A 17,162-nucleotide genomic window follows, 5' to 3' on the forward strand; every position below is an offset into this window, starting at 1 on the left:
GTAACTTAATTTTCACCGCTATAACTACCGCTGGAAATTACGCGTGTTGGGTTATGATTAGATAAATCTGCATCCATTTGGTTTTCACTTTCTCTAATATAATTGGTGTTACCATCATTGTTGCTGTCGTTTGGCATATCTTCCGCTGATGGGATATTGGTAGGCTCAACCCCATAATGTGATTGACCACATGTTGTCACACGACGAGGTACAGTTTGTCGAAGTAGAGGGATGTACATCGCGCCATCACAACCTTGAGCAGATAGATCACCAGTTGCACTGTCAATCCATTGCCATTCCACATTGTCTGTTTGACGCAGATTAACAGGTTGTTGGCGTAGTTGTTTCATCACATTGGTCCATACAGGTAATGCACCCGAAGAACCTGTTAGCCCAGTCACTTTGTTGTCATCGAGACCTAACCACACAACGGCGACATGATTACCTGAGTAACCAGCAAACCATGAGTCACGTGTATCGTTAGTTGTGCCTGATTTACCTGCCAAATTCAAATTTTCAGGTAAGCTGTCATAAGTTGATCGTCCAGTACCTGAACGCATAACTTGTTGCAAACCATAATTTAAAATATAGGCAGCAGCAGGATCAATCGTTTGTTGAACATTTAAGCTATAACGTTCAAGCAAATGTCCTTTTGCATCAACAACAGTACGAATAGAACGAGGAGGATACTTGAAACCACCTGTTGCAAAGTTGCCATATATACCAAGCACTTCCATTGGGGACATATTCACTGCACCCAAATAAATAGATGGATAAGCAGGAATATTTGAACTGACACCAAATTGTTTTAATTTATTGGAAAATGCTGATAAACCAAATTCATTGCCTAGGCGAACAGCAGAAAGGTTGTATGAGTTTGCCAAGGCTTGTTGCATAGGAACAACACCGTGTTCGCCACCACTATAATTTTTTGGTGTCCAGCTCTTATCACCCTCAACAGGAATATTTACCGCACTATCTTCAATCGGGCTTGCCCAAGTATAACGCCCAGACTCAATTGCATTTAAATAAATGATAGGTTTCAATAATGAACCCACTTGGCGTTTAGCATCCAAAGCACGGTTGAAACCTGTAAAGTCTTGGGTTGAACCCACAGCAGCAACAAGCTCGCCATTTTCAGGGTGGGCAACCAGTACAGCACCTTGTAAATTTTTCAGGCGCGCTGGATTTGCTTTTGCCAAACGTTCAACAGAATCTTTAAAAGCATTTTGAACTTGAGTTTGTGCAATCGGGTCAAGTGTCGTAAAGATTTTTAAACCTTGATTGGTAATATCACTTTCTTGATATTCTGTGCGTAATTGACGGCGTACGACATCAAGGAAATCTGGGAATTTTGCAGGCCCTAAAGTTGGTTTACTCACGATATTTAAAGGACGTGCGATTTCATCCTGATATTCCGCTTCACTTAAATAGCCCATCACCATCATATTGTTCAGTACAATATCACGGCGTTTTTTTGCAGCTTCAGGATTGCGCCAAGGATTATATAAAGTTGGACCTTGTACTAAGCCAACCAAAAAGGCTTGTTGGGAAATATTTAATTCACTCAGAGGTAAACCAAAATAGAATTGTGAAGCTAAGCCATAACCGTTAATTGAGTAATTGCCATTTTGACCTAAATTTACTTCATTTAAATAAGCTTCTAGAATTTCATCTTTGCTGTAATGCAGCTCAATCAACAACGCCATAAGGGCTTCATTGACTTTACGTTTGAGCGTTTTTTCTGGTGAAAGATAGAAATTTTTAACTAACTGTTGGGTTAATGTCGAGCCGCCTTGACGTCTACCGCCTGTTGCATTACTGACTAAGGCACGTGCTGTACCTCGAATAGAAATACCATGATGGTGATAAAAATTTCGGTCTTCTGTTGAAATTAAGGCTTCAATTAGTGTTTTTGGTACTTTATTTAGCTTAATGAGGACACGGTCTTCATTATGTTGTGGATAGATACCACCAATTAATAGGGGTTCTAAACGAGCAATGCCTGTACTAGAGGGTTTAGTGGAACGAATTTCACCGACTTGACCTTGATTGAAAGCAATCTCAAGCACCTGTTCAGGTTCATTACTATCACCATAGTCAAAACCACGTGTATGAACATACATTTGGTTACCTTGAATGATGTAACTTCCTGATTTTTCATAGTTCGCGGTATTTTTATAGCCCAATAATTTTAATTCTTGGACAAAATTTTCTTGAGTAATCGGTGCATTCGCATAGATTTCTAATGGACGAGCAAATACCTTGGCAGGAATATCCCAACGCTGACCTTCAAATTTATTGCGAATAATATTATCCAAACGGATCAGATAGATACTAAAGGCAATAAACACACCAATCACTAAAATTGAAAAAATTAGTGCTAGAAAACCAATACCACGTTCACACTTCATAGACTTGCGTTAAAACCGAAACAATGTGAGTAATGATGCGATAGCTTATTGTCATTTTGCAATCATAAAACTGTGAATAAATAGCAACATGCAATAAAAACTTTCAGAAGGTGTTGATATTAATCGTATAAAAAAACAACGAATAGACATTTTTATACTTTTTAATCAATCATCAACGAAAATTTGATTGTTAATGATATGATAGTCAATAGTCGCGGTGGAGCTGAGTTATTCGTGCAAATTTCACATAAATCCTTTCGAAATATTGGTCTAATTGGGCGACCAGATAAGAATTCTGTAGTAGAAACGTTATGTTTAATTCATGATCATTTGATCACTTTAGGCTTAAATCCCGTTTTTGATCAGGAAACAGCCAAACTTGTACCTTATAGTTATGGTCAGACCGTGAGCCGTAATTTATTAGGTGAAGTAGTCGATTTGGTGATCGTTGTGGGTGGAGACGGTTCTTTACTTCATGCGGCACGTGCTTTAGTCAGATACAATACACCCGTTATTGGGATTAACCGTGGTCGACTCGGATTCTTAACTGATATTAAGCCGGCAGAAGCAATTTTTAAACTGGATCAGGTACTACAAGGTCAATTTCAACTAGATCGACGTTTCTTGCTCGAAATGGAAGTTCGTACCAATAACGAAACCATTTATGATGCAATTGCCCTAAATGATGTGGTGTTACACTCAGGTAAATCTGTTCATATGATTGATTTCGAACTGAGTATTGATGGGCAATATGTTTATCGTCAACACAGTGATGGTTTAATTGTGTCAACACCAACAGGCTCGACCGCTTATTCGCTTTCGGGTGGTGGACCAATCCTACACCCAAGTATGGATGCGATTGCACTTGTACCAATGCACCCACATACTTTGTCATCTCGTCCAATCGTTGTCGGTGGACAAAGTGAGATTAAGATCACCATCCGTGAAAATCGTGTCTTACCGATGGTGAGTGCCGATGGACAACATAGTGTTGCATTAAATGTGGGGGATACGGTGCATATCCGTAAACATCCGTTTAAACTAAGCTTATTACATCCACCTGGTTATGATTTTTATATGGCTTGCCGTACTAAACTGGGTTGGAATCAAGATTTTGAATCTTTTCAACAGGATGACTCATGAATATTGAACAAATGCTCGCTATTTTAAATCCTGAAATTGTTGAGCGTCTGAAAACTGCTGTTGAAATTGGTAAATGGCCAAATGGTATTGCATTGACCAAAGAGCAACGTGAAATTTGTATGCAAGCCGTGTATGCATGGGAAATGGAAAATTTACCAAAAGAACAGCGCAGTGGTTATATTGACCGAGGTACGAAAGAAGAAGGTGAAGAGTGTGATGATGATCATCACAAAAATGAGCCTGAGTTTAAGCCGATTCGGTTTGTTTAATTAATTTCTACAAATCGTATTTAAAGCGATGATTTTAATAAAGTCATCGCTTTTTTGTTTTCAGGTTTATATTTGATTCAATAGTTGTATGATTTCCATATATTAACTTGATAAATTTTTATGAATTATCATTTAGTTAATTTGGCATCTCACTGTACTTGGTTTTTCTCTTTGCAAGATTAATTTCATCTTCATTTAATCAGGTGTACGAGAAATGAAACCTGAATTAATTGCCTAACTTTGTTATAAATGAAATACAATTAGCATCTGTTAAGATAACTATAGGTAATTAATCTTGAAAAAAATAATTTGTATTTTTTGGGTTATTGGACTTATTAGTTGTGGTAAAAGTCAAAAAGAAACGCACCTAGAAGAACAAGTGCAAAGACAACTTTTAGAACTAGAAAAACTTAATTCAGAAAAGTTAAAGAAAGAACAAGAAGCTCAAACAATGGTAAAGGAATTATCATTTGACCCTGAATCTGTTAAATTTCAGAAAATGAATGGTTCTTGCGGGGAAATGAATACAAAAAATAAGCTTGGAGCTTATGTAGGATATAGGAGATTTATGGTATCCAATTTTGGAGAGGAAAATGAAAGACAAGCCTTTGTATCAGGTATGTCTGTAAGTGAGAATTTAACACTAGATAAATTGGTTAATTTAACATTTGAACAAAAATGGCTAGTTGAATGTGAAAATTTTAAAGTAAGTAAAAATGCAAATCTAACTCAATGTGCTAAAGAGTCTCAAACAGCCTTTATGACCTCCGACTTTTACCTAAAACATAAGGGCGATGCTACCATTGAAGATATTAGGAGTGTTCTTACCAAAAATAAAGAGGAGAAAGAAAAACAATATGTCATTAATATATTAGATGAAATTAGTAATCTGGATAAGAAAGGTCATGTGCAGATGTTTGCTAATCCTACGGAATTTCCAATTAAATATGGCATAGATAAATATAAAATTTGTATTAGCAAATGATTTTTATCTTGTATATTAAGGAATCAATATAAGTATTCTATTAATTCAAGTATCTATAAAACAAAGTCGAAGGTAATGATCACTAGTAAGAAATAAATTCTTACTAGTGATGCTGAGTTTAAATTAGTTTAACTCAGCACTCTATCTAGTTGGAATGACACGTTGGCACCATAATTAGATATTTTTATTTTATACAAAAGAATTTACAAGCTTTATTAAGTGTTCAGATTTTTCGTGTTTCCCAAAGCTCTTTTGCTTTAATCATTGCTTCATCATAACTATTCACAGCACCCATCGTGTATAAAGCAATTCCCATCGTTTCAGTCACAGCCATTTCACCATATTCGTGAGATTGTTCGCCCAACCAAACAGCTTTAAATACTGCAAGATCTAGTTCTTCTTCGATTGGACTACGGTCAGGTGTTAACTTTGGTAGTTCGTGTTCGTACAACTCACCATTTTTAATGCCACAAATTAAAGTCTTGGCATCAGGATTACGTTCAAACTCACCACCTTCACCTTTAATTACCGCACTATTTTGATAGCCCAATCGAAAAGCCGTTTGTTGATGAGAAGTACGGTAAGCAGGGTGGAAAATTGCTTGTAAGGTCGCTTTCGCATTAAATGGATTAATCAAACGAGCAAGGGTATGAATTGGAGAGCGTAAACCCATCACATTGCGGAGTGAAATCAAATCACTTAGAACAGGGGAAATAGTTTCAAGTGGAAGAAATGCAAAATTATGTTGATCAAGTTGTTCACGAACATCTTGCTCATTTTCACAAATAGAATAGCCTAAGTATTGTAAAACTTGTTCGGTATAAACACGGTTAATCGTATGACCCGATGCGCCATGCATGACAATTCTATAGCCATGATGAGCCAGTGTTAATGCCGCCAATAAAAACCACGGATAGTGCTTACGCTTGCCTGCATAAGATGACCAATCAAGATCGACATCAAGTGGCTGAAAATTGAGTTGATCACGTGTGGCTTGAACAAAACCAGCCAATTCATCGACAGATTCTTCCTTAACACGTAAAAGCATTAAGAATGCACCCAACTGAACATCCAAGACTTCATCTTTTAAAATCATGCTAAATGCTTGATAGGCTTCTTCATAACTGAGCGAACGAGAACCTGTTTTCCCTTTACCCAAGATACGAACATACTGAGCAAAGGGGTGTTCTACAGTTTTATAGATATTTCGTTTTGTATTCATGATCGTATGAGAAGTCTTCGCCAACAATAAAAGGAATATGACATAAAAGTGACTTATTTAGCGTAAAAAATATGAGGAGCTGTCTAATCAATAAACAATTAGCGTTTGCTTATGCAGAGTGCAAATAAAATTATTGACCGAATCAGTCTAGTGATTTGATGTAAACGGAACATGACATCCAATCTAAAAATCATTAGCATGGCTGCAAATCGAATTTTTAAAAACAATGAAAGCGAAAGGAAATTAAAGATGTTAGCTTACGATGCAGATTTGGAACTCTTCCGTGATAACTTTAAACGTTTTATGAGCGAACACATTGCGCCTCATTATGAACAGTGGGAACGTGAAGGGCTTATGCCGCGTTCTGTTTGGACATTATTGGGTGAAAATGGCTTTCTCTGTGTAGATGTACCAGAGGAATACGGCGGTTATGGTGTTCCAACACATTACTCATTAATGTTGGTTGAAGAATCTGCTCGTGCGGGTTATTGCGCATTATCGACAGGTATTTCATGTCATTCAGAAATTGCTGCACCGTATATTCAACATATCGGAACTGAAGAACAAAAGCAGTACTGGTTGCCAAAAATGGTTTCTGGCGAAGTTATTGGTGCGATTGGTATGACTGAGCCAGGTGCTGGTTCTGATTTACAGGCAATGCGTACTAATGCAATTTTGCAAGATGATCATTATGTGTTAAACGGTTCAAAAACCTTTATTTCAAATGGTCAACATGCGGATGTTGTCGTTCTAGCAGTTAAAACTGATCCTCAAGCACGTGCAAAAGGTGTGTCTTTGATGTTAGTTGACACACATTTGGATGGTTTCAAGAAGGGAACTAACCTCGATAAGATTGGCCTACATTCACAAGATACATCTGAATTGTTCTTTGATAATGTCAAAGTACCCAAAGACCAATTATTGGGGAATGCGGGTTCTGGCTTTGCTTATTTAATGCAAGAATTACCGCGTGAACGTACTGCAATTGCTTCAACTGCTCTAGGTGCAATCCGTGGTGCAATTGATTTAGCAACTGCTTATGTAAAAGAACGCCAAGCATTTGGTCAAGCAATTGCTCAATTTCAAAATACACGTTTTGTATTGGCTCAAGCAAAAATTGATGAATTAGCAACAGCAGCTTTCTATAACCAAAACGTTGCTTTGTATAATGAAGGTAAGTTGGATGTAGAAACCGCAGCGGCATTAAAGAGCTTTAGTACCGATATGCAAATGAAAGTGGCTGATAATTTACTTCAGTTATTCGGTGGTTATGGTTATATGACAGAATATCCGATCTCACGTTTCTTTGTTGATGCGCGTATCCAACGTATTTATGGTGGAACGAATGAAATTATGAAAGAAATTGTTGCACGTGGATTGATTGGTAAAGCTTAAGCACAAAAAACATCTCTATTTAGCAAATGATTTTCAGACTGAATCAAGAAATTTGATTCAGTCTTTTTATTTGTAGTGATGTTTTTAAGATCAAGGGGTGACTGGCTCATCAAATAATGCGGAACAACTTTTATGATCTATACAACCTGCCAACATAATCGCTTTGGGTAAACTGGCATAGAGATTAGTTAAATGCTGCTCTGCTGGATGTTGAAACTTCCAAAATAAAAATTTTTCTGAACGTTGTTTCTTAAAATTTTGATAAAAATCATACTGCATTTGTGTTGAGTCTTCATTTGATTGCGTTTCTTTACGTCGCTCATGTGTCCCAACTGTTGCCATAAGCATTGTATTTTGCATTTTATTGGCTTTGTTATTTAACCAATCTGCCTGCCGATTGAGCAATGCATAATTATCAAACCAAAGCGAAGGACTAGCGGCGATATAACGCTGAAAAGTTTCTGGATGTGTCATAAAGGTATGCAAAACGAATAGCCCACCAAAAGAATGACCAAATAAGCTTTGTTGCCGTGTATTGATTTGAATTTTGGTCTGAATGGCAGGCTTGAGTTCTTTCTCTATAAATTGAATAAATTGGTCTGCACCACCATAACTGTACTTGGCTTGTTTTTGAAATTCGGCTGATGCTTTAGGCGTGTAGTCTAAAGCTCGCTTTTCTACGTCAAAAGTACTTTGTTTTGGATATCCAATCGCCACAATGGCAACCGGACTCAAACCTAAACGATTGGCTCCTCCACCCACAGATTTAGCGATATTGGCGGCACTATCAAATGTGGCATTACCATCGAGTACATAAAGCACTGGGAAACCTTCACTTGGAACTTCGCTAGCAGGAACAAAGGTCTGAATCAAATAATCATGTTGGGTATATTTTGAGCTTATTTCAAAGCTTTGCTGAATATTGGTTTGTGCTTTTAACGGCGGCTTGTTTGTACTGGTACTCGTTGGTTGTGCAAAAGACAATGGTGTGCCAATGAGCAGAGAAAAAGTCAAAATACCAAATTGTTTAATCATGATTTATTCGGAAGCATTAAAATTTTATTAGCAATATATAATGAAAATCATTATCAATAAAGTTTGGTAATAAAAAGAGTTAAAACTCAGCGTGTTTAATAGCTTAAAGTGTTGTTATACTAGCTCGGATAATCAATTCACAGATGAATTGTAATCCATTCTTATAGATGATTTTGCTGAGGCTGCATTCAATGGTAAACGATGGACAAAACACATCGACTTCACTTAATTTAGAACAAATTCGCGATGATATTGATAGTGTTGATCAACAAATTCAAGAATTATTAAACCGTCGAGCTTCTTTAGCTGAAGCTGTAGCGAAGGCTAAGTTTGCAGCTGAAGACAATCCATTATTTTATCGCCCTGAACGCGAAGCTCAAGTATTGCGTAAAGTCATGGAGCGCAATCAAGGTCCTTTATCTGATGCAACGATGGCACGTTTATTTCGTGAGATTATGTCAGCATGTTTGGCACTTGAAGCACCACAAAGCATTGCATTCCTCGGACCTGAAGGCACTTATACCCATTCAGCTGTGTTAAAGCATTTTGGTAAAGATGCCGTTGTACGTCCATTGCCAACTATTGATGAAGTGTTCCGTGAAGTTGAAGCAGGCAGCGCACATTATGGTGTCGTTCCCGTAGAGAATTCATCAGAAGGGATTGTGAACCATACCCTCGATTGCTTTAAATCATCGACAGTGAATGTGATTGGTGAAGTTGAACTGCGTATTCATCATCAATTCCTTGTATCTGAAAATACACGTAAAGACAGTATTAAGCAGATTTATGCACATCAGCAAACCTTGGCACAATGCCGTAAATGGTTAGATGCCCATTATCCAGGGGTTGAGCGTGTCGCGTTGAATTCAAATGCTGAAGCGGCGCGCCGTATTCGTAATGAATGGCATTCTGCTGCGATAGCCTCTGATATTGCTGCAAGCATGTACAATCTTGAGATTTTACACAGCAATATCGAAGATAACCCTGAAAATACCACTCGTTTCCTTGTGATTGGTCGTGAGAAGATTCCTCAAAGTGGTAATGATAAGACCTCTCTGTTAATCTCTGCCCATGACCGTGCAGGTGCTTTGTTGGAGATTCTTGCGCCATTTGCCAAGCATAAAATCAGTTTGACCAGTATTGAAACGCGTCCAGCCTTACCTGAAAAATGGGCTTATGTGTTCTTTATCGATTTAGAAGGACATATCGGTCAGGAAAATGTTGCGGCGGCATTGGAAGAAATCCGTCCAATGGTGAAAGAGTTACGTGTCCTCGGCTCATATCCAATCGCTGTTTTATAGGTCTATTTATTGTATTTTGAATCCCTCCTGAGCAGTATAACTGCGCAAGACCTTTAAAAAGGGAGGAGTTTCCCCTCTTTTTAAAGAGCTTACGAAGCGGGGTGCTTCTCAGGGGAGATTTTTACATAGGCAAATATGTTTTATGTCTCAACCATTATTTAAGAAAGTTGCATTTATTGGGCTTGGGCTGATTGGGTCGAGTCTTGCTCGTGTGATTGTGGCTGAACAACTTGCATCTCAAATTGTGGCTTCAACACGCTCAAAAAAAACATTAGAAGATGCCAAGGCACTCGGTCTTATTCAACACGGTTATGCAACGCCAGAAGAAGCAGTTCAGGATGCTGATTTAATTGTTTTAGCCTTACCTGTTCGTGCGACACAAAAAGTGCTGGAACAGATCAAGCCTTATCTTGCAGACAATGTCATTATTACCGATGTGGGCAGTACCAAAGGCAATGTGGTTGCAGCTGCAAAAGCAGTATTTGGTGAAAATTTACCAATCGGTTTTGTACCCGGTCATCCGATTGCTGGTGCAGAACATACTGGTGTACATGCGGGTAAAGTTGATTTATTTGCCAATCATAAAGTGATTTTGACACCACTTCCAAGTAGTGCGGATTGGGCGGTTGCAAAGTTGATTCAGCTTTGGTCAGCGGCGAAAGCAGAAGTGATTTGTATGGATGTCGCCAAGCATGATGAAGTGCTTGCCCATACCAGTCATTTACCACATTTGATGGCATTTAATTTAGTTGAGCAACTGGCAAATCGTGAAGATAATTTAGATATTTTCCGTTATGCTGCGGGCGGTTTTCGTGACTTCTCGCGTATTGCAGCCAGTGATCCACAGATGTGGCATGATATTTTCTTTGCCAATAAAACTGCAATTCTGAACGCTGTTGATGGCTTTGAACAGCAATTGTCAGTTTTAAAGAAATTGATTGAACAGGAAGACTCGCAAGCATTGATGGGTCTACTTGGACACGCGCAAGCCGCACGCCAACATTTTAATCATATGTTAGCCAAAAAACCTTTGATGGAGAAAAACAAGGTGACACAGCAATTTACCATTTTGCCCGGAAAGAAAACATTTACAGGTAAATTCACCGTACCAGGTGATAAGTCTGTGTCACATCGCTCAATCATGTTTGGTGCGATTGCAGAAGGCACAACCCATGTGACAGGCTTTTTGGAAGGTGAAGATGCACTCGCAACTTTACAGGCTTTCCGTGATATGGGTGTGAGCATCGAAGGGCCTAAGAATGGTGAAGTCACGATTCATGGCGTGGGTATGCAAGGCTTAAAAGCACCAGCGAGCGCGTTGTATATGGGTAACTCTGGTACTAGTATGCGTTTGCTATCAGGTATGTTGTCTGCACAAAAATTTGATTCAGTGATGACGGGTGATGCGTCATTGTCGAAACGTCCAATGGAGCGTATTGCTAAGCCACTTCGTGAAATGGGTGCACAAATCCAAACCACAGGTGAGAAAGGTACGCCACCAGTGAGTATCACGGGTAGTCAAGCGCTTAAAGGGATTCAATACGATTTACCGATGGCATCTGCTCAAGTGAAATCAGGCATTTTATTGGCAGGCTTATGGGCTGCTGGTGAAACTTCAGTGACGGAACCTGAACCGACCCGTGATCACACTGAACGTATGCTGCGTGCTTTCGGTTATGATGTGAAAACTGAAGGAAATAAAATCTCACTTGTGGGTGGTGGTAAATTAGTTGGTACAGATATTCAAGTGCCTTCGGATATTTCATCTGCTGCATTCTTTATGGTGGGTGCTGCCATTACTGAAGGTGCCGATGTGATCCTTGAAGCAGTGGGCATCAACCCAACCCGTACAGGCGTGATCGAAATTCTTAAGCAAATGGGTGCTGATCTAACTGTAGAAAATGAACGTATTGCAGGTGGTGAACCCATTGCAGATATTCATATCAAAGGTTCAAGAACATTGAAAGGCATTCATATGCCTGAAGATCAAGTACCGTTAGCAATTGATGAATTCCCAGCATTATTTATTGCGGCTGCATGTGCAGAAGGTCAAACGGTATTAACGGGTGCGGCTGAGCTGCGTGTCAAAGAGTCTGACCGTATTCAAGTCATGGCTGATGGCTTGAAAATCATGGGCATCGACTGTACCCCAACCGAAGATGGTATTATCATTGAAGGTAAAGGCAAGTCAGGTGACTGGTCGGCAATCTTTGCTGGCGGGGAAATTGAATCTCACCATGACCATCGTATTGCCATGAGTTTTAGTATCGCAGGTTTGCGTACTTCCGGTGAAATTACCATTCATGGTACAGAAACTGTCGCAACTAGTTTTCCAACTTTTACTGAGCTAGCAAACTCAGCAGGTTTAGATTTACAAGTCGTAAATCAGTAAACGAATCGAAAAATGCAGTATTTAGAATAGTTAAATGCTGCATTTTTTATTTGTTTATACATAAAAATAAGTTGTTAGGTGCAAATATAAAACTTATAAATAATGAAAATGATGAGTTTGGTCATGTACATATCTAATTAGGTCTAAATTTATCAATTTAGTAAAATAAGTAAGACAATCGGCTAATCAATTAAAGACAATTGTATATATAATCATTCTTACCGTACGAGTCGGTTTTATGCTGCGATCCAGCTAAAAACATAAAAATAGAGGGAATACCATGAAAACATTGCAATTTATAGCAGATTGCCCTAAACATGGGGTAATTGATCATCCACCAAATGAATGCTATATCACGCAAGAATATGTTGCAGCGCTACTCTATAAACAATTAGAACATTATGGTTTTGATGCAGAACATATTCGTCATGAGCATGAAAAAATTGAAGTACGCATCGATAATCATCAACTACCTCTGTCAATCTTATGCTCTCAACAAGAAACAGAAGGTCATATTCTCTGTGAAATCTCTGCCAATCCACAGCAAGAACAAGCTTGGTTTGAACGAATAGAAACGCAAAGTATTATCCGACAGTTGGCTCAAGCCGTAGAAAATAGCTTAAAAGCAGAGCATAGCTTTTCTCAATTTGTATGGAAAAGCTAAGACGATTTTGCTAATAAAATCTTAAATAAAGTGATTTAAGCATCGCCATTTAGGCGTATGGTGTATATTTGTTTAAACACTTCATTTGAGAGTATTGGTGCATGATACAGGTCGATTTTTCTAAATTATCTCCACAAGTAGTTTGGCGGCATTTTGAGACCTTATGTACAATTCCTCGACCATCTAAACATGAACAACGGTTAAGACAGCATTTAAAAGATTGGGCAGAACAGCGCAATTTGGAAACCTATGTCGATGAGATTGGTAACCTAATTATTCGAAAAGCGGCAACTAAGGGTAAAGAACAAGTCGCAGGTGTGATTTTGCAAGGTCATCTGGATATGGTGACACAAGCCAATCGTGGTACCCAGCATGATTTTTTTAAAGACCCAATTCAACCAGTCTTAAAAGATGGCTGGTTGATTGCTGAAAATACCACCTTGGGTGCAGATAATGGGATTGGCGTTGCACTTGCACTGGCGGTATTAGAATCCAGTGATATCGAGCATGGGCCGATCGAAGTTCTGCTAACCATTGATGAAGAAGCAGGAATGAGCGGTGCTCGTTTGCTTGAGTCAGGCGTGTTAACTGGACAGTGGCTTTTCAATATTGATACCGAAGAATGGGGTGAGCTGTATCTTGGCTGCGCAGGCAGTATTGACCTAGAAGTGGGACAGTCACTTGAATATGAAACAGCACCAAGTGATTTAATCTTTGTAGATTTACAGGTATCAGGCTTGAAAGGTGGTCATTCAGGTGTTGATATTCATTTAGGTCGTGGCAATGCCAATGTCATTCTAGCTAATTTTCTGAATGATTATTTGGCACAACCCAATGGTCGACTGGTTGAGTTTTTCGGTGGATCAGCAAGAAATGCCATCCCGCGCGAAGCGGTGGCAACCATTGCAATTCAAGCAGAGCGATTACCCGAGTTGAAAAATGCCGTTGCTGTGGCACAAACTGAATGGCAACAAAAGTTACAGAACATTGATGATCATCTACAGATCAGCTTACAGCAAAATGCTGACCCGATAAATGAAGTTATGACATTGCAGCAACAGCAAGTTTGGTTGCAAGCATTGGCAAGTTGTCCATACGGCATAGCACAGTGGAGTAGTACTTTACCCGATGTGGTTGAGACTTCGAATAATATTGGTGTGGTCAAATTGACCAAAGACGAAGCGAAAACCTTAATTATGGTTCGTTCGATGGTGAATCAAGAAGCAGTAGCATTTGCTCAAAAGATTCAACAGCATTTTGCCAATTTCCAGATTCAATCTGAATTAACGCCATTAGTATCAGGTTGGACACCAAATCCCGATTCGGCTGCATTGAAATGTTTGCAACAGGCTTATCAATCTGCATTTGAGATTGAACCCAATCTAAAAGTCATTCATGCAGGTTTGGAGTGTGGCATTATTGCGGAACATTATCCTGATTTGCAGATGGTGTCTTTTGGCCCTGATATTCAAGGGGCGCATGCACCAGGTGAGCGAGTTAAAGTAGATACTGTAGAGAAATGCTGGAAGTTACTGGTGACTGCATTGGAAAGTGTGAAATAACGAATTAATCCTGAGATCAGACCAATGATCCTGTCTTGGTCTGATCAATCAGTGATAAATATTGAGTTGGTACATGTGTTATGAGCCATACACCATTTTCTGCTTGATGAAACGTAAAGCCGTCTTTATACATTTGTACCGTGTCGATCAGGAATAAAATGGGCTTTCCATAACGTTGACCTACATTGAGTGCCGTTTCTTTATGTTCACTGAGATGCACATAATGACGCTGTCCCGCAATTAGGCCTTGTGCCTGAATTGATTCCATAAATCGACTGGCTGTACCATGATATAAATGTTGCGGTGGTTCAATTGCAATCATCTCTCTTTGTACGGTAGGGGTTGAATGACCTTGTACTGCACGAATATTCAAACCATCGTCTGAAATTTGAAAGCGTTTCTTGTCACATTGCGCCACAATTGTTTGGATTAATTCATCATCCAAAAATGTATTGTGTTGCTCTGCTGCTTCAATCAGCTCAGCAATCTTTGCCCAACCTTCTTGATCGAGTTGAAGCCCGATTTGCTCAGGTTTATGTCTTAGGATTAAACTTAAGAATTTACTTGTTTGAGTATGTGATTTCATTTCTAATCTTCATTATTTAACGTGTACATTGACTTGAAATTGAGTTTTTTCAAGTTCGATAAACTCAATATTACAATCAATAAATTTTTCAATCATTGCTGCTTGGGTGCGAGTATGTTCACTGATGCATTGAGCCGTAAAACGACCGCCTTGACCTAATGCTAAAGGTAACAAGAGTTGATCTGCTAAATACTCATCAACGGCTGCTTTTGAGTTTAGATAATATTTGACGTCCTCAGCTAAATTGTTCGCAATTTGTTCTGCACTTTTACGCATTTCACCTAAGGCTGTAAACAGTTGGGTGTGATGCTGATGTTCAACTTTGACATAAACGGTATTGCCTTGGCTGATTCCCTTTAAATGAAAGTGCTGCTGAGAATTGAGTGCTAACCTTTTATTTAAAGTCGCTAGTTCCCGTTGTGCGATTTGCGCTTCTTCTGAAAGATTCAGCACCGCTGCAAAAGCCTCAATGGTCTGTAATGAGCCAGAATCTAATAAATCTAGTTTTTCACGGTCTAGCCATGGTTGAATGGTGACTTGTATTTCTCCAGCACCAATCGGGAAGAAGCCTGCTTTGTTTAATTTAAAATCGACACCAATTCCTAGCTTTTTTAGGCAAGGCAAAAAACAATGCTCAATAAAATCAGCAGTTGGTGCAAGTGGATTATGTGTACCACCAGAGATGGTGAGTTCACTGGCTTCATTTTGTAATAGTAAAGCAGGCAGTAATGTTTGCAAAACGAGAGTTGTGCTTCCTGCCGAACCGATTTGAAATTGGTATTTTCCACTTTGTACATGTTGTGGCGCAAAGTACAAACGTTGGCTATGTAGTTCAGCACCTTCAATATAAGCTTGGCTGATCTGTTGAGATGCCTGTACACAGACCAAATGTTGACGCATCAGACCTGATTTTTTACGTCCAGCCCGAATATTAATTAGTTCAAACGCTTGACCTGTAATCATTGAAAGGGCAAGGGCGGTTCTTAAAATCTGTCCGCCACCTTCACCTTGTGAACCATCAATTTGGATGGTTGCTGGCATATTTGCCAAAGCTTTATTCACGTCTATTTTCCTTGTTTTCTAATTTAATGAACATACTGTCAGTACATGGTAATGCGAAGTAACGCGTGACTTTGCTTTTGGCAAAGGTTTGCTAGGTACATGGTGCTGAGCCTAATCAGTGAAGATTGATGCACGGCTCACATGCTGCCATAGCCGCCTGAATTATTTTCAATCCCTCAGATCGGAGTAAAGCGGGATCTTGTACTCGCCCAGTATGTTCAAACTGGTATTGTGAAATAAATCCACAAAATCTGTTGTCTATTCGACTAAGTCAATCTGCCAATTGGCAGCCTGAATGTTGATATTTAAGTCACGCAATTTTGCACTGATATCATCCGCCTGTTTTTGCAAGCTAGAAACGGGGATGACTTTTTGCCATTTGATCTCACGTGCGCTATAACGATCAGGCTCACGATGGGTATTGGCAATCGCATCAACGAGAATCTTATGTTGTTCAGCATAACTATCACGTAAGCTTAATAGGGATAGCAGAATTTTTCCATCTTCCAACTTGGCTTGCGCATTGGTCAAATGAATACGACAAATCAATTGATTGCTTTCTTGGGTTAAAGCAAATACTTGTTTGATCAGTTCATTTGGATCTTCACTCGGTTCATCACCATCTTGTACCAATACATTGGCATTGATCCGTTGTTTTAATGAAGCGAGCTTTTTTTGTTGATCGCTTCGAAGTAAAAGTGCTTCTGCAAGTTTCATTCTTTTTACCTTTTATTCAATCTGTACAATGACTAACTTTGAAATACTTTCCAATTGCATACCGATTTTTGCAAACTCAATAATTTCATCTAAACTTTCATTCTCATGCCAAGTGGTCATAAAACAAGTATCAATTGGCGGTTCATTGTTATAAAAAGCCACATAAGTCTCGTCTAAAACATCGTCCCAAATAGAACATTCATGTCCTGTAACCATTGCTTGAATACATAGTCTTGAATGGACAATCTGTTCACACAGCTGATTGCGCCATGATGGAGAAACCTGATCAGTGTTTATCATCAAAATGGCAAAATAATCATTCTTCGGCAAAGTTAATGTAATGTCCTCATTTGCTTCAGTTGTGACATATTCAATATTGATATTTTCAGTATTCATTACATTAACCTACATCTCT

Annotated in this window: 15 protein-coding genes; 8 read left to right on the top strand and 7 right to left on the bottom strand. The window is 38.9% G+C overall.

Annotated features, from left to right (window positions below; genetic code table 11):
- Positions 1 to 5: 5 nt before the first annotated feature.
- Positions 6 to 2,414, bottom strand: a complete 2,409-nt coding sequence (mrcB, locus tag O1450_RS07130; RefSeq protein WP_269230239.1) for a penicillin-binding protein 1B — start codon at positions 2,412 to 2,414, stop codon at positions 6 to 8.
- A 234-nt stretch (positions 2,415 to 2,648) separates the two neighbouring features.
- On the opposite strand from mrcB, the gene O1450_RS07135 reads away from it, so the two are divergent.
- The 3 genes from O1450_RS07135 to O1450_RS07145 all read left to right on the top strand — a co-directional run bounded on the left by O1450_RS07135 (position 2,649) and on the right by O1450_RS07145 (position 4,811).
- Complete coding sequence (locus O1450_RS07135; protein WP_034601775.1) at positions 2,649 to 3,557, top strand: NAD(+) kinase; 909 nt, start codon at positions 2,649 to 2,651, stop codon at positions 3,555 to 3,557.
- The gene (locus O1450_RS07140) at positions 3,554 to 3,826 is read left to right on the top strand and encodes a YeaC family protein (RefSeq protein ID WP_005159772.1); all 273 of its coding nucleotides are present in this window, start codon (positions 3,554 to 3,556) and stop codon (positions 3,824 to 3,826) included. The genes O1450_RS07135 and O1450_RS07140 overlap by 4 nt, the downstream gene beginning before the upstream one ends.
- Before the next feature lie 295 nt (positions 3,827 to 4,121).
- Positions 4,122 to 4,811, top strand: a complete 690-nt coding sequence (locus O1450_RS07145; protein WP_269230240.1) for a hypothetical protein — start codon at positions 4,122 to 4,124, stop codon at positions 4,809 to 4,811.
- 223 nt (positions 4,812 to 5,034) lie between these two features.
- Here the strand turns inward: O1450_RS07145 and O1450_RS07150 are convergent, their stop codons facing one another.
- Complete coding sequence (locus tag O1450_RS07150; RefSeq protein WP_269230241.1) at positions 5,035 to 6,033, bottom strand: glycosyl transferase family protein; 999 nt, start codon at positions 6,031 to 6,033, stop codon at positions 5,035 to 5,037.
- 249 nt (positions 6,034 to 6,282) lie between these two features.
- On the opposite strand from O1450_RS07150, the gene O1450_RS07155 reads away from it, so the two are divergent.
- Positions 6,283 to 7,428: an acyl-CoA dehydrogenase family protein gene (locus tag O1450_RS07155; RefSeq protein WP_269230242.1), complete on the top strand. Its 1,146-nt coding sequence runs from the start codon at positions 6,283 to 6,285 to the stop codon at positions 7,426 to 7,428.
- 90 nt (positions 7,429 to 7,518) lie between these two features.
- Here the strand turns inward: O1450_RS07155 and O1450_RS07160 are convergent, their stop codons facing one another.
- On the bottom strand, positions 7,519 to 8,463 hold the full coding sequence (locus O1450_RS07160; protein ID WP_269230243.1) for an alpha/beta hydrolase: 945 nt from the start codon (positions 8,461 to 8,463) through the stop codon (positions 7,519 to 7,521).
- Between the two features lie 191 nt (positions 8,464 to 8,654).
- On the opposite strand from O1450_RS07160, the gene pheA reads away from it, so the two are divergent.
- From pheA to O1450_RS07180, 4 genes are all read left to right on the top strand, one after another.
- Entirely contained in the window at positions 8,655 to 9,764 is a 1,110-nt protein-coding gene (pheA, locus tag O1450_RS07165; RefSeq protein WP_269230244.1) for a prephenate dehydratase, read from the top strand.
- Between the two features lie 142 nt (positions 9,765 to 9,906).
- Positions 9,907 to 12,156, top strand: a complete 2,250-nt coding sequence (locus O1450_RS07170) for a bifunctional prephenate dehydrogenase/3-phosphoshikimate 1-carboxyvinyltransferase (protein ID WP_269230245.1) — start codon at positions 9,907 to 9,909, stop codon at positions 12,154 to 12,156.
- Between the two features lie 280 nt (positions 12,157 to 12,436).
- Positions 12,437 to 12,820: a hypothetical protein gene (locus O1450_RS07175; protein WP_005215912.1), complete on the top strand. Its 384-nt coding sequence runs from the start codon at positions 12,437 to 12,439 to the stop codon at positions 12,818 to 12,820.
- A 101-nt stretch (positions 12,821 to 12,921) separates the two neighbouring features.
- Positions 12,922 to 14,382, top strand: a complete 1,461-nt coding sequence (locus tag O1450_RS07180; RefSeq protein ID WP_269230246.1) for an aminoacyl-histidine dipeptidase — start codon at positions 12,922 to 12,924, stop codon at positions 14,380 to 14,382.
- A 16-nt stretch (positions 14,383 to 14,398) separates the two neighbouring features.
- Here O1450_RS07180 and O1450_RS07185 read toward each other — a convergent pair whose 3' ends face one another.
- The 4 genes from O1450_RS07185 to O1450_RS07200 form a co-directional block, all read right to left on the bottom strand.
- Positions 14,399 to 14,968 (bottom strand): RNA 2'-phosphotransferase, encoded by a 570-nt coding sequence (locus O1450_RS07185; protein ID WP_269230247.1) that lies wholly within the window; start codon positions 14,966 to 14,968, stop codon positions 14,399 to 14,401.
- Between the two features lie 12 nt (positions 14,969 to 14,980).
- A complete protein-coding gene (gene rtcA, locus O1450_RS07190; RefSeq protein ID WP_269230248.1) occupies positions 14,981 to 16,030 on the bottom strand; it encodes an RNA 3'-terminal phosphate cyclase in 1,050 nt (349 codons plus the stop codon).
- Positions 16,031 to 16,288: 258 nt separating this feature from the next.
- Positions 16,289 to 16,747, bottom strand: a complete 459-nt coding sequence (locus O1450_RS07195; RefSeq protein ID WP_269230249.1) for a DIP1984 family protein — start codon at positions 16,745 to 16,747, stop codon at positions 16,289 to 16,291.
- Between the two features lie 12 nt (positions 16,748 to 16,759).
- On the bottom strand, positions 16,760 to 17,143 hold the full coding sequence (locus O1450_RS07200; protein ID WP_269230250.1) for a DUF7684 family protein: 384 nt from the start codon (positions 17,141 to 17,143) through the stop codon (positions 16,760 to 16,762).
- Positions 17,144 to 17,162 lie beyond the last annotated feature (19 nt).

This window comes from Acinetobacter sp. TR11, assembly GCF_027105035.1.
Classification (GTDB): Bacteria; Pseudomonadota; Gammaproteobacteria; order Pseudomonadales; family Moraxellaceae; genus Acinetobacter.

Excerpts from the sequence above, each read along its gene's own strand:
- mrcB (WP_269230239.1), bottom strand. The coding sequence starts at position 2,414 with ATGAAGTGTGAACGTGGTATTGGTTTTCTAGCACTAATTTTTTCAATT.
- O1450_RS07140 (WP_005159772.1), top strand. The coding sequence starts at position 3,554 with ATGAATATTGAACAAATGCTCGCTATTTTAAATCCTGAAATTGTTGAG.
- O1450_RS07150 (WP_269230241.1), bottom strand. The coding sequence starts at position 6,033 with ATGAATACAAAACGAAATATCTATAAAACTGTAGAACACCCCTTTGCT.
- O1450_RS07155 (WP_269230242.1), top strand. The coding sequence starts at position 6,283 with ATGTTAGCTTACGATGCAGATTTGGAACTCTTCCGTGATAACTTTAAA.
- O1450_RS07160 (WP_269230243.1), bottom strand. The coding sequence starts at position 8,463 with ATGATTAAACAATTTGGTATTTTGACTTTTTCTCTGCTCATTGGCACA.
- pheA (WP_269230244.1), top strand. The coding sequence starts at position 8,655 with ATGGTAAACGATGGACAAAACACATCGACTTCACTTAATTTAGAACAA.
- O1450_RS07170 (WP_269230245.1), top strand. The coding sequence starts at position 9,907 with ATGTCTCAACCATTATTTAAGAAAGTTGCATTTATTGGGCTTGGGCTG.
- O1450_RS07175 (WP_005215912.1), top strand. The coding sequence starts at position 12,437 with ATGAAAACATTGCAATTTATAGCAGATTGCCCTAAACATGGGGTAATT.
- O1450_RS07180 (WP_269230246.1), top strand. The coding sequence starts at position 12,922 with ATGATACAGGTCGATTTTTCTAAATTATCTCCACAAGTAGTTTGGCGG.
- O1450_RS07185 (WP_269230247.1), bottom strand. The coding sequence starts at position 14,968 with ATGAAATCACATACTCAAACAAGTAAATTCTTAAGTTTAATCCTAAGA.
- O1450_RS07195 (WP_269230249.1), bottom strand. The coding sequence starts at position 16,747 with ATGAAACTTGCAGAAGCACTTTTACTTCGAAGCGATCAACAAAAAAAG.
- O1450_RS07200 (WP_269230250.1), bottom strand. The coding sequence starts at position 17,143 with ATGAATACTGAAAATATCAATATTGAATATGTCACAACTGAAGCAAAT.